Genomic DNA, 13,123 nt, shown 5'->3' with positions numbered 1-13,123 from the left:
TGAGCAGCTAAACAATATTGTTATATTTGCAAACTTTTAAAAGCCTATGAGAATATTCCTAATCTTCACATTTGCCTTGCTCGCTACCGTTACTGGAATAAGTCAAACTTATGAGGTTGGGGTATATGCAGGTGGTAGTAATTTTATAGGTGATGTAGGTAAATCTAATTATATAGCTCCTAATTCTGTTGTATTTGGCGGTATCGCAAAATGGAATCGCAGCGCAAGACACGCTTTTAGAGCTTCAGTGCTTTTCGCTAACCTTGATGCTTCAGACACAGACAGCAACGATAGCAGAAGACAGCAGCGCGGTTATGAATTCAGCAGCACGCTAATTGAAGGTTCGCTAGGAATAGAATACAACTTTTGGGATTTTGATATGCATCAAGGCTTTGATAAACCTGCAACTCCTTATTTATATACGGGTTTTACTTACTTTTACCACGATTCTTTTGCGCTTGATCCGGTACAAGATGCACTCGTAAGTGCAGATTCAGAATGGGACCTAGCAATACCTATGGTTATAGGGTTTAAAGCAATGGTGAATACCAATTTTGTTTTAGCATTAGAACTGGGCGCACGCTATACATTTACAGATAATTTAGATGGAAGCTATCCCGGTACTGAAGATAATAATTATGCCAATTTTGGTAATATAAATAATAATGACTGGTATATGTTTACAGGTTTAACCTTAACCTATACCTTTGGCAGGCAACCGTGTTATTGCGGTTTTTAATTTTTAGAAATGGATTTTTTAAACGAAATAGATCAAGATAAGCTTCCTCAGCATATTGCCGTCATTATGGATGGTAACGGGCGCTGGGCTAAAAATCAGGGACTTCTTCGTATCAACGGGCACAAAAAAGGAACCAAAGCCGTACGCGAAACCATTGAAGCTTGCGCAGAATTAGGAGTGCCATTTGTTACTTTGTATGCATTCTCTACCGAAAACTGGAATCGCCCAAAGCTTGAAGTAGATACCTTAATGAATCTTCTGGTCTCATCCCTTAAAAAAGAAATTAAAACACTACAAGACAATAACATTTCACTCGCTGCAATAGGAAGCTTAACCAGTCTACCAAGCAAAGCACAGCGGGAGCTGCAAGAAGTAATTACAAAAACTAAAGATAATACGCGCTTAAAACTTACTTTAGCGCTCAGTTACGGCTCACGGGAGGAGCTGGTAAAAACTGTTCAGGAAATCAGTGATAAAGTTAAAAAAAACTTAATTTCGCCACATTTAATAAACGAGGCAGTCATTAAGGAGCATTTATACACCCATGATATGCCTGATGTTGATTTACTTATTCGCACAAGCGGAGAACAGCGTATAAGTAATTTTTTATTATGGCAAATAGCATACGCAGAATTGTATTTCACACCTGTGTTATGGCCCGATTTTACAAGAAAACATCTGTACGAAGCAATTTATAATTATCAGAAAAGAGAACGACGATTTGGAAAGACGAGTGAGCAAATTAATTAAGCAGATGCCTAAACAAGCAGGCCTGATACTGGCCTTTTTACTAAGCTGCCTTACCCACACCATTGCAACAGCCCAACAAGATTTACCGGTTTCTAACGGAAAACAGTATGAAATTGGCGAAATATCTGTTGTAGGTGCAAAACAATATAACGAGCAAACGGTAATTGCTTTTACACGTCTAAGGAGCGGGGACCTGGTTTATTTACCGGGTGATCGCATTAGTAACGTAATTAAAAAATTGTGGGATCTAGATTTATTTAGCGACATCAATCTGTATGCTACTATTAATGGCGATAAAGTTGATCTTAAATTTGAGATTGAAGAAGTACCCGAGTTGAATAAGGTCACTATTAATGGCATCAAAGAGAAGAAAGCAAAAGATATCATTAAAGACAACGACCTTAACAAAGGAACGAAGGTAACCGAGAACTTGATCACTAAGACTAAATTTTATATTGAAAATAAATATAAAAAAGAAGGTTATTTAAATTCTAAAGTAACAATCATTACCCGCCCTACAACAGACACCGTAGAAACTCAAAAGGTTGACATGCTCGTGAATGTTGAGCTTAGTGACCGGGTTAAGATTGAGGATATTGAATTTATAGGCAATGAAAAGCTTTCTGATGCGAAGCTTCGCAAGCAGATGAAAAATACAAAACAGAAAAACATCATTCGCTTTTGGAAACGCTCTAAATACATCGCAGAGAATTTTGCAGAAGATAAAGTATCTGTTGTTGACAAATACAAAGAAAATGGTTTTAGAGATGCCAGAATAGTTTCTGACACACTCATACACAGTGGCGAAGATTTAATCACACTCAAGCTATACGTAGAAGAAGGCAACAAATATCATATAGGAGATATTGATTTCTTAGGTAACACCGTTTATTCAGACAAAGAGTTAGCACGTCAACTTGGTCTTGAAAAAGGAGACGTTTACAATGGTGTTCTTTTAAAAGAGCGCATTTCTAAAGATGGTGACCCTAATGCTGATGATCTTTCCAACCTATATAAAAACAGTGGTTACTTATTTTCTACGATCAACCCGGTAGAAACTAAAGTTGAAAATGACACCATTGATTTTGAAATTAGAATTACAGAAGGTAAACTAGCGTACTTTGACCGTATTACCATAACCGGTAACGACAAGACAAAAGATCGTGTAATCTACCGTAATTTACGTACCAGACCTGGGCAGCGCTACAGTCAGGCTGCAGTACTTCAAACAACACGTGAATTAGGTCAGACTGGTTTCTTTGACCCGGAACAGCTGAATCCTCAGTTCTTGAATGCAAATCCTTATGACGGCACTATTGACATCAACTATGCATTAGTAGAACAAGGTGCTAGCCAAATCGAACTACAAGGTGGTTACGGTGGTGGTGGTTTTGTAGGAACCCTCGGGCTTTCTTTCAACAACTTCTCTATTCAGAATTTATTCAACAAAGATGCTTACCAACCTTTACCTATGGGTGACGGTCAGAAATTTAGCTTAAGAGCGCAAGCCAGTACTTTTTACCAAACGTATAGCGCTTCTTTAACTGAACCGTGGTTGGGTGGCAAAAAACCAGTACAACTTCAATTAAGTTTTTCCCACAGTATTCAGTATAGATTTGACTTCAATAACCGCAGCAGAGGAAGGCCAGATAAAGATAGTAGGTTTTTAATAACAGGAGGATCTATTGGTCTTGCAAAAAGATTAGAAGTACCTGACAACTATTTTACCATTTCGCATGCTATCAGTTTTCAGCATTTTGACCTTAAGAATTATAATGTTGGGCTGTTTACCTTTGGTAACGGTTCATCAGAAAATTTAGCATATACAGTGGGTATTTCTCGTAACGAGACCGATGTCAACCCAATTTTCCCAAGAACAGGGTCTAAATTTAGCCTTACCGCTAAACTTACCCCTCCTTATTCTCTTTGGAACGGTACCGATTATAAAGCACTCGCTGATGAGCGTGCTGCAGCTTCTAGTGAAGGTACTCAATCTGGTACAGAACGTGTTGCAGAAATAGATCAGGAGAGGTTCAATTGGCTTGAGTATTACAAAGTTAAATTTGAAGGTCAATGGTTTACCTCTTTAGTAGGGAAGCTAGTGTTAAGCTCTAAAGTTGATTTTGGTTTCCTCGGTGCCTATAACAACGATCGGGGCATCCCTCCTTTTGACCGGTTCTACTTAGGAGGTGATGGTTTAGGCGGTTATGCCCTAGATGGGCGTGAAGTCATTAGATTGAGAGGATACCCTAATCAATCTGTGCTACCACAAGACCGTAGCCAAACCACAACTAGTTTAGATCGTAACGATGGTGCCACAATTTTTAATAAATTTGAATTTGAATTAAGATATCCTATTACTCTAAAACCATCAGCATCTATTTATGCGTTAATGTTTGCAGAAGCTGGGGCTTCTTTTGACAATTTTAGAAATTACAATCCGTTCTTAATGAACAGATCAGCGGGTGCAGGTGTGCGTATTTATATGCCGGCATTTGGTCTATTAGGTATTGATTTTGGCTATGGGTTTGATCCAATTCCGGGCACCGTTGGTGGTCCTAACGGATGGGAAACTCACTTTATAATTGGTCAGCAATTTTAATTTGGCACGATATTTTCTAATATCACTATAAACTATGAGAAACTACGTTATAACTCTTTGTATTTCCCTATTAAGTTTTGGGGCATCACAAGCGCAACGTAGTATTCGTTTAGGGTATGTTGATATGAATTATATCTTAGAAAATGTACCGGAATATAAAGAAGCGCAAGCTCAGTTAGATCAGCGCGTAGCAGGCTGGAAAAACGAGATTGAAAAACGGAATAAAGAAATTGATCAAATGAAGAAGACTCTTGACAATGAGCGGGTATTGCTTACTCAGGAGTTGATTAAGGAGCGGGAAGATGAAATTCGTTTTATGCAAAATGAAATTTTAGAATACCAGCAAAAGCGTTTTGGTCCTGAAGGAGATTTAATGAAGCAGCGCAGCATATTAGTTGAGCCTATTCAAGATCAGGTTTTTAATGCAGTTCAAGAGATTGCTAAAGCACGCCAATATGACTTTATTTTAGATAAGTCTTCAGACCTAGTGATGCTGTATGCAGATAAGAGACACGACATCAGTGATCAAATATTATTAAGTATTAAGCGTTCATCAAAACGCAATCAAATAAATTCGCGAACTGATAAACAGGAATTAGAAGAGACTGAAGCATTAACATTAGATCAGGTTGAAGAACGCGAAGAGCGAGAAGCTGAAGCTAATGCTAAACAAACTGAAAGAGAACGCTTAATAGCAGAACGCAAAGCAACAAGAGACTCTATACAAGCTGCTAAAAAAGCAGAATTTGAGGCGCGCAGACAAAAACTTTTAGATGAGAGACAGCGCAGAAGAGATTCAATATTAGAAGCAAGACAAAAAATAAAAGACTCAATAAATTAAACCCAGACCTTGCCAATAGGTTATAATTGGCGAATTAAAACTTAAATAATTATAACACTTAATATTACTAAAATGAAACACGTTAAAACCCTAGTTGTAGCCTTAGCCCTAATCTTAGGAACGACAGGATTTATGCAGGCTCAAGATCTTAAAGTAGCTCATATCGCAACTCAAGAGTTATTAACTTCGATGCCACAGTACAAACAAGCTCAAGCTGACTTAGAAAAACTTCAAAGCTCTTATGATGCTGAGATGAACACCATGGCAAATGAGCTTAAAAAGACTATGGAGCGTTACGGTAATGAAGCTGCAAGTCAAACTGACGAAACTAACTTACAGCGTCAGGCTGAAGTAGAGCAAACGCGTAATAAAATCATGGAATATCGTCAAAATGCATTAAGAGACTTACAGAAAAAAGAATCTGAAGCTTTGCAACCTATCGTTGAGAAAGCGCGCGTAGCTATCCAGAAAGTAGCTCGTGCAAAAGGTTTTAAATATGTATTAGACAGCACCACAGGTACTGGTCTTATCTTAGCTGATGGTTATGATTTAATGCCAGACGTTAAAAAAGAATTAGGTATTTAAATTTAACGAAATAACTAATTTAAAAACTGCCCTCCTGAATGATTCAGGAGGGCAGTTTTTTTATATTTGGATTATGCAAATTACAAATCCAATAGGTGTTTTTGACAGCGGTGTTGGCGGCACTTCTATTCTAAAAGAAATCATTCATACGCTCCCATTTGAAGATACTATCTATCTGGCGGATATAAAAAACGCTCCTTATGGTGAGCGTACACCAAACGAGATTCTTCAACTCTCCATAAAAAACACAGAACGCCTCATTGATCATGGCTCTAAACTAATAGTTGTTGCCTGCAATACCGCCACTACAAATGCAATAGACACACTACGGAATACGTATAACATTCCTTTTATTGGAATTGAACCTGCGATTAAACCTGCAGCTTTAGCATCAAAAACAAAATCGATAGGAATTTTAGCCACAAAAGGAACACTTAGCAGCGCTCTATTTGCTCGCACTTCAAGCTTATACACAAGTGGCTTAAATGTAATTGAAGTAATAGGAAAAGGGCTGGTAGAGCTTATTGAAGGTGGAAAATTACAGTCTGAAGAACTGCATCAGCTTTTAACAAGCTACCTCAATCCAATGATCGCTCAGAATATAGATTACCTTGTGCTAGGTTGCAGCCATTATCCTTATCTCATCCCTATACTAAAACAAATACTTCCTGAAGGTGTGACCATAATAGATAGTGGGCAAGCGGTTGCTTTGCAAACCAAACGCATTCTCGAAAAGAATAATTTATTAAATCAAAGTCACAAAGCGGGAGCTCATAAATTATACAGCAATGCCACTACAACCGTTTTAGAACAGCTAACGTCTGAAGCTTTTCAGAATAAAGAAATAAGCTATTTAGATTTTTAATTTACAGCAGGGCAATTACACTCATAAGGCTCTCTGCGCTCACCAAAATCATAACCCAAGGTAATTTGGTGAAAACCATTGGCAAGCACAATATCATTGCGCTGATAGGTATAGGTGTAACCAACTAAGAATCTGTTGTAGGTTATACCTAAAAATGGAGTAATGTATTGAGATTTTTGACTGGTGATGCTTCCATCTGAATTGAGATATTGTGCACCGTCAAGATTACGACGATAAGACAAACCTGCCCATAGTTTTCCCCAATCAAATTTGCGATAAACTTTTCCGTTTACATCTATTGTAACTTCCTGGGTCTCATCAGTCGCCTGGAACATAATAGATGGCTCGTAACTCCACGGATTATTTAATTTTCCGAAGACATAACCTGCTGATGCTAAATAGCGACGCTGATTAGTAGATTCTAATTGTGGAGTGAAAATAGCTCGATTCCGCGGTAAAACATTTTTAACCGTAGCGTGGGCATAGAAATCTAAAAAATAATAAGACATCCCAATATCTACGTTGAAGTAATTATCAGTCTGACTTCCACCGGAAATAACAGGATCAAAATCGGTGAGATCAAAAGCACTTTCATCAAGCGTATTCTGCATTAAACCCACACTTAACCCAAAAGAAAGCTGATTGAGGTCCACATAATTTCTAGAAAGCAAAAGGTGATATGCAAAAGTCCCAAAAACACCACGTTGTGAAAAGTTACCATTTTCATCAGAAAATAAAATAGCTCCAAGTCCTACCTTATCTCCCACTCTACCATTTACCGCTGCGGTATATAAATTAGGTGCATCTTCTACATCAAACCACTGCTGTCTTCCGGTAAGTCTTATTTGATTAGAATTTGCCGCCCCAGCCATTGACGGATGCAACAAATACAGATTTTCGGTAAGATAATCCCAGTAAACCGGGATGCCTTCTTGTGCTCTGGAAACCAGACCAGATAACAATAAAATTAAAAGTAAAAATCTCTTCAAAATTTAGCGCTCAAATTATACCTCTGAGTTATTAAAGGCAAACACCGTAAATCTAATTAAATTATAAAAGAGAAACAGGTTTACTCCGCTTAAAAATCTCAAATCAGACGTAAATTAGCTAAATTTGCACAAAATAAAATCATGAGTACATTCAGTATCACTATAGAGCCTACGTCTAACCCTGCTATTAAAAAATTTCAGGCAAATTCATTCCTTGTAAATCACAACAGTTATGAGTTTAAAAACATTGACGAAGCCAAAAATTCGCCACTAGCGCAACAATTATTCTATTTACCCTTCGTCAAAACAGTTTACATTTCACAGAATTTTATCGCGGTTGAAAAATTCAATATTGTTGATTGGATCGATATTCAAGATGAATTATCACAACAAATAGAGAACTTCTTAAATGATAATGGGGTTGTTATTATTGAAGATGCCAGCACAGCTAAAAAAGTACCGGTAACAGTTTATGCAGAAAGTACACCAAACCCGGCAACTCTTAAATTTGTAACTAATAAAAAGATTGTTACCGAAACATTAGAGTTTAAAAATATCGACGAAGCTAAAAATGCACCTCTTGCCTTAGCTCTTTTCCATTTTCCATTTGTAAAGGAAGTTTTTATGGACTCAAATTACGTGAGTATTCAGAAATTTGAGGTTGCAGAATGGGATGATGTTTTTCAAGAAGTACGTGAGTTTATCAAGAACTATATTGAAGACGGAAAAGAAATTCTAGCTAAAAATTTCAAGAAAACTCCAGATGTTGTTGAGCAAGAAAAAGAAAATCAATTTGAAACTCTCGATGATACTTCAAAAGAGATTGCTAACATCATTGAAGAATATGTGAAGCCGGCAGTAGCAAGTGATGGCGGAAACATTTTGTTTAAGCATTATGATCCTGAAACTAAAAATGTAAAAGTAATTTTACAGGGTGCTTGCAGCGGATGCCCATCTTCGACATTCACTTTAAAGAATGGTATTGAGACGATGCTTAAAGAAATGCTGCAAGGAAAAATTAATAGTGTAGAAGCTATAAACGGATAACCAGATTAACACATTAATAAATTTGTAGTTTTTAAAACCGCCTTTATTATCGTATCTTCAACGATAAACAATAAAATAAATAAAACTAATAATTATGGCAGTTTTAAAAGTAATAGAAGTATTAGCAAGTTCTAACAAAAGTTGGGAGCAAGCTACAGCTAACGCAGTAAAAGAAGCTTCAAAATCAATAAAGAATATTCGCTCTGTTTATGTAAATGAGCAAAGTGCAGTTGTTACCGGAGATACGGTTTCAGAATTTAGAGTTAATGTCAAAATCACTTTTGAAGTAAAATAAGAGATTCTATTCTCAGAAAAATCCCGTAATGAAATCTTAAATTACGGGATTTTTTATTGGTGAAAATATAAGATTATTTAGATCTATAAATACCTAGTAAAACCAAGCTACATAAAGAATTAACGATATTTAAACATAAGTATTTTTTATTTATGATGCTTAACCATGACCTTTGCACAAATTAAAATTATACTATGAATTTTGACATTACTCAATACGAGGACTACGCCAAACAATTTGGTGAAAAAATTATTGATTTCCTTCCCAGTCTTATTGGTGCGATTTTAACACTAGTAATCGGTTTTTGGATCATCAAGGTGATTAATCGTCTGGTCAAAAAATTTTTTGATAAAAAAGATTATGACTTAACTCTTGAAAAATTTATTGCTGATTTAATCAACTGGACACTTAAAATTCTACTTTTTGTTCTGGTTATCACACAGCTTGGTGTTGAATCTGCTTCATTAGTTGCAGTAATTGGTGCCGCTGGTTTGGCTGTTGGTTTAGCGCTACAAGGTTCATTAGCAAACTTTGCAGGTGGAGTACTTATTCTGCTTTTAAGACCATTTAAAGTTGGTGACTGGATCTCTGCTCAAGGGGTAGATGGTTCTGTAAAAGAAATTTCAATATTCAATACAAGATTAATTACATTCGGAAATCAGGAAGCCGTTATACCTAACGGAAAACTTTCTAATGACAACATCATCAATTACACTTCTCAAGGAATACGTAGAAATGCACAGACCTGGGGAATTTCTTACGATTGCGATATAAAACTTGCTAAAGAAATTTTATTAAAACTGGTCAATGAGCAAGATACTGTTTTACACGATCCGCATCCTGAACCGATGATTGTAGTTACTGAACTTGCAGATAGTTCTGTAAATATGTCGCTACGTTTCTGGGCTACAAATGATGACTACTGGGCACTACACTGGTATGTACTAGAAGAAGGTAAACGCCGTCTTGAAGAACAAGGTATTGTTATACCGTTTCCACAACGCGACGTACACGTTTTCAATGAAAGCGGAGCTAGTTTTAGCGCAAAACAATAAGCCTTTTAATCAGAGGTTTAAATCTACTTTTTAGGTTTATTTACTAAGAAGTCTTTTAGATAAAAAGGTTCAAAATAGGCGACATCTTCGGTGTCGCCTATTTTATATTTGGTCTCTGCCAGCACAACCATTTCTCTTGCAGAAGGTAAAGCTTCAGTTTGAAAAAATGCATTTTCGTGGGTTATTACCGGCTTCAACTTTTCGGCACCGTTTCCTATAAAAATAGTCTTTCCTTGCGCTAAAGCGGAAGCAAAAGAGTTTTCATCAACAATCTGTGCTTGTATTTCTCGCAACTCTTTCAGGTCTGAAGAATAGATAGCACTATACACTTCCATTCTACGCGCATCAAGAACCGGAATTATATTTTGAATAGCTTCTCCCTTTGACTGGAGTGCCAAAGCCTCAAGCGTATTTGTTGAAATCAAAGGAATATTTAGTGCAAAACACAAGCCCTTTGCACTACTTACACCTATGCGTAGCCCGGTATAAGAACCAGGACCTTTACTCACGGCAATAGCATCTAACTCATTTTGTTTTACTCCAGCCTGAAGTAAAACTTCTTCGATATAAGCGTGTAAACGTTCTGCATGAGAATAATTTAATCCCATGTCTTCCTTTAATCCAAGGATATCCCCATCTTTAGCTAGGGCAACAGAACAATTTGTAGTAGTAGTCTCTATGCAGAGTATTAAAGCCATAATTTAGTCTTCTTCTGAAGCCCCAAATTTAGCATCTTTTTTAACCTCTACCAGATCTCCTTCCTTAAGTAATTTTGTAACAGTATTGTACGGGCCAGTAATTACCTCATCACCAGTCTCTAAACCTTCAGTAATCACAATATTAGCATCATCTTGTATCCCGGTTTTAATTCTGCGTAAAACAGCTTTATCACCATCTTTTACAAACACCGCTTCATATTGATTGTTCTCAAAGGCAGAGTTCCCGGAAATAGTATCATTTTTGATCACAATAGCACTAATAGGCACGGCAATAGCATCTTTTACACTATTTGTAATGATATCTACGGTTGCCGTCATTCCAGGTCTAAAAGGTGAATATGCTTCAGATTTACCTTCAATTAAATCCCGATAAGACTCTTCAAGAATGCGCACTTTAACTTTAAAGTTAGTAACCTGATCTGCAGTCAGATTGCTTTCTGCTGAATTTGCGATTTCAGTAACCTGACCTCTAAAAGGCTTTTTGAGATAAGCATCAACTTCAACTCGGGTTGAATCTCCGATATTGATTTTAACAATATCATTTTCATTAACATCAACCTCAACTTCCATATTACCCAAGTCTGCAACTCGCATCATTTCGGTCCCTGCCATTTGCTGCGTTCCTACCACACGCTCTCCTAATTCTACATCAAGACTTGATATCGTTCCGCTAAGCGGCGCATAAATAGTTGTACGAGATAAGTTATCCCGAGATTGATTTACGTTAGCTGCAGAGCTCTGAACGCTATAATAAGCAGATTTCACAGTGGCCTGAGCTACCTCATAATCTGACACAGACTGATCCCATGCTGATTTAGAAATAACCCCTTTATCAAACAAGGCTTTGTTACGCTCGTAATTTGCTTTTGCATTTTTTAATGTGGCTTCAGCCTGAGCAAGGTTTGCTTGTACATTTTGTAAAGACGCTTGCGCTTGTGTCAATGCAGACTGAATTAAATCTGGATTGATACGTGCTAAAAGATCACCTTTTTCTACCTGCTGACCTTCAACCACAGGAAGCTCAATGATTTCTCCTGAAACTTCTGACGAAATTTTAACCTCGGTTTCTGGCTGAATCTTTCCGGTTGCAGCAACGGTCTCAATAACTGTAGAACGCTCTACAATCTTTGTCTCGACAGGCTTAAACTCTCCGGTTTTACCAAACCAACCGGCCTTCTTACCACCTATCAATATTAGAATGAGTACTACAGCAACACTAAGAATGATTATTAAGGTCTTTTTTTTCATCATCAAAAAAATTACAGCTACACGAATAGAGATCGGTATATTCCCTAGAATTTAAGTTCGCTCACGGGAACACCAAAATACAACTCGAGTACTTTAAGTTTAAATATATAATCGTATTTCGCACGATTCAAATCGATCATGGCGTTATCATAACGTTGCTTAGATTGACTGAAATCAAAAGCGTTGATTAAGCCTACTTCATAACGATCTTGAGAATAAGAGTATGCCAACTCCTGAGATTCTACAGCAGTTTCTGCAGCTTCATAAGCCTTAAGCGCACCCTGAGCATCTAAATAAGCCTGATACACATTAGACTCTAAATCTAATTGTGCTTGCTCCAGGTTAATTGCAGCACGGTCTGCAGCAATTTTACTTCTTCGCACATTATTACGCGTCTGAAAACCATTTAGAACAGGAACATTTAATCTCAAACCATAAGAAATACCATCATTTAAATACAACTGCTCTTGAAAACTGTTAACGGGATCTTGTTCTGAATAGCGGGTGCTATATCCAAAGAAAGCAGATAATGTAGGCCATCTAGCTCCTTTTGCAATCTCAACATCTTTTTCAGCGATATCTAAATTGTTTTCGGCAATCTTAACCTCGTACCGCTCTTCTTTGGCAGACTCTGTAATTTCTTGTGGCGTTTTTAGCAATACATCTTCACCATATATCTGATAATCACCATCTGCGATATCAAAATTCTTATAATCTCTAATCAATAAAGTTTGAGCCAGACTGATCAACGAAATCTGAACAGTATTTTCTGCTGCAACAATACTTTGAATTTCACTGGCATTTTGAGCTTGTACTTCGAGTAAATCCCCTCGTGGGGAAACACCGCCATCTACAAGATCCTTTGTTTGCTGCAACTGTTGCTTGGTAACTTCGTTTTGAGATCTTAAAACTTTTAAATTTTCTTTATTTAAGATAACTTGTAAATAACCATTCGCTACAGTTAAAGCTATGTCGTCTTCCAGCTTTTCAAAACTATACTGAGCAGAAAGAGCAGTTAATTTTGCGCGTTGTACTTGTTTAAAATTGCGTAGACCATCAAAGAGATTGTAGCTTGTATTAATACCTCCGCTGGCAGACAAGAACTGTGTTGTAGTTGCTAAGTTACTCGTTGGGTCAAAGTTTAGACCTGTGTTTTTAGAAACACTCGCATTTGCATTAAGCGTAGGTAAAAAATTACCATCAGCATCAGATTTATCAAGCTCAGCAACATCAATATCTAATTGCGCCTGACGTACCTGAATATTCTCATCAAGAGCCCGCTGAATACATTCCTGCAGTGTCCATTTTTGCTGAGCAAAGCCAGAAGTCACAGAGAAAACCAAAATAAAAAAGAGTATTGAATTCTTCATAATTAAAATTCTGTATAA

At 37.1% G+C, this 13,123-nt stretch carries 13 protein-coding genes; 9 read left to right on the top strand and 4 right to left on the bottom strand.

What is annotated here, in order from left to right; translation table 11 throughout:
* Positions 1 to 46 precede the first annotated feature (46 nt).
* The 6 genes from porG (at position 47) to murI (ending at position 6,382) form a co-directional block, all read left to right on the top strand.
* A complete protein-coding gene (gene porG / locus DSM02_RS14800; RefSeq protein WP_128766338.1) occupies positions 47 to 739 on the top strand; it encodes a type IX secretion system protein PorG in 693 nt (230 codons plus the stop codon).
* 9 nt (positions 740 to 748) lie between these two features.
* Positions 749 to 1,489 carry an isoprenyl transferase gene (locus tag DSM02_RS14795; protein WP_128761506.1) on the top strand — a complete coding sequence of 247 codons (741 nt, stop codon included), beginning with the start codon at positions 749 to 751 and terminating at the stop codon, positions 1,487 to 1,489.
* A 4-nt stretch (positions 1,490 to 1,493) separates the two neighbouring features.
* The gene (bamA, locus tag DSM02_RS14790; RefSeq protein ID WP_205875155.1) at positions 1,494 to 4,091 is read left to right on the top strand and encodes an outer membrane protein assembly factor BamA; all 2,598 of its coding nucleotides are present in this window, start codon (positions 1,494 to 1,496) and stop codon (positions 4,089 to 4,091) included.
* 34 nt (positions 4,092 to 4,125) lie between these two features.
* Complete coding sequence (locus DSM02_RS14785) at positions 4,126 to 4,932, top strand: OmpH family outer membrane protein (protein WP_128766336.1); 807 nt, start codon at positions 4,126 to 4,128, stop codon at positions 4,930 to 4,932.
* A 72-nt stretch (positions 4,933 to 5,004) separates the two neighbouring features.
* Positions 5,005 to 5,517, top strand: a complete 513-nt coding sequence (locus DSM02_RS14780) for an OmpH family outer membrane protein (protein ID WP_128761509.1) — start codon at positions 5,005 to 5,007, stop codon at positions 5,515 to 5,517.
* A 73-nt stretch (positions 5,518 to 5,590) separates the two neighbouring features.
* The gene (murI, locus tag DSM02_RS14775) at positions 5,591 to 6,382 is read left to right on the top strand and encodes a glutamate racemase (RefSeq protein ID WP_128766335.1); all 792 of its coding nucleotides are present in this window, start codon (positions 5,591 to 5,593) and stop codon (positions 6,380 to 6,382) included.
* Here the strand turns inward: murI and DSM02_RS14770 are convergent.
* Positions 6,379 to 7,371, bottom strand: coding sequence for a PorP/SprF family type IX secretion system membrane protein (locus DSM02_RS14770; RefSeq protein ID WP_128766334.1), 993 nt, complete (start codon positions 7,369 to 7,371; stop codon positions 6,379 to 6,381). The two genes, murI and DSM02_RS14770, sit on opposite strands and share 4 nt — an antisense overlap.
* Positions 7,372 to 7,512: 141 nt before the next feature.
* Between DSM02_RS14770 and DSM02_RS14765 the strand changes: the two genes are divergently transcribed.
* From DSM02_RS14765 to DSM02_RS14755, 3 genes are all read left to right on the top strand, one after another.
* Positions 7,513 to 8,418, top strand: a complete 906-nt coding sequence (locus DSM02_RS14765) for a NifU family protein (RefSeq protein WP_128766333.1) — start codon at positions 7,513 to 7,515, stop codon at positions 8,416 to 8,418.
* Between the two features lie 94 nt (positions 8,419 to 8,512).
* Positions 8,513 to 8,713 carry a dodecin family protein gene (locus tag DSM02_RS14760; protein WP_073098780.1) on the top strand — a complete coding sequence of 67 codons (201 nt, stop codon included), beginning with the start codon at positions 8,513 to 8,515 and terminating at the stop codon, positions 8,711 to 8,713.
* A 194-nt stretch (positions 8,714 to 8,907) separates the two neighbouring features.
* Positions 8,908 to 9,768: a mechanosensitive ion channel family protein gene (locus DSM02_RS14755; protein ID WP_128766332.1), complete on the top strand. Its 861-nt coding sequence runs from the start codon at positions 8,908 to 8,910 to the stop codon at positions 9,766 to 9,768.
* A 23-nt stretch (positions 9,769 to 9,791) separates the two neighbouring features.
* Here the strand turns inward: DSM02_RS14755 and tsaB are convergent, their stop codons facing one another.
* From tsaB to DSM02_RS14740, 3 genes are read right to left on the bottom strand one after another with little or no spacing between them, the layout of a single operon-like run.
* The gene (gene tsaB / locus DSM02_RS14750; RefSeq protein ID WP_128766331.1) at positions 9,792 to 10,466 is read right to left on the bottom strand and encodes a tRNA (adenosine(37)-N6)-threonylcarbamoyltransferase complex dimerization subunit type 1 TsaB; all 675 of its coding nucleotides are present in this window, start codon (positions 10,464 to 10,466) and stop codon (positions 9,792 to 9,794) included.
* 3 nt (positions 10,467 to 10,469) lie between these two features.
* Complete coding sequence (locus DSM02_RS14745; RefSeq protein WP_128766377.1) at positions 10,470 to 11,735, bottom strand: efflux RND transporter periplasmic adaptor subunit; 1,266 nt, start codon at positions 11,733 to 11,735, stop codon at positions 10,470 to 10,472.
* Positions 11,736 to 11,779: 44 nt separating this feature from the next.
* Positions 11,780 to 13,105, bottom strand: a complete 1,326-nt coding sequence (locus tag DSM02_RS14740) for a TolC family protein (protein ID WP_128766330.1) — start codon at positions 13,103 to 13,105, stop codon at positions 11,780 to 11,782.
* Positions 13,106 to 13,123: the final 18 nt, after the last annotated feature.

Source organism: Leeuwenhoekiella polynyae (assembly GCF_004104075.1).
In the GTDB taxonomy this organism is placed as follows: Bacteria; Bacteroidota; Bacteroidia; order Flavobacteriales; family Flavobacteriaceae; genus Leeuwenhoekiella; species Leeuwenhoekiella polynyae.
Note: the sequence above shows the minus strand (reverse complement) of the source record. Positions and strands in the feature narration are given on the sequence as shown.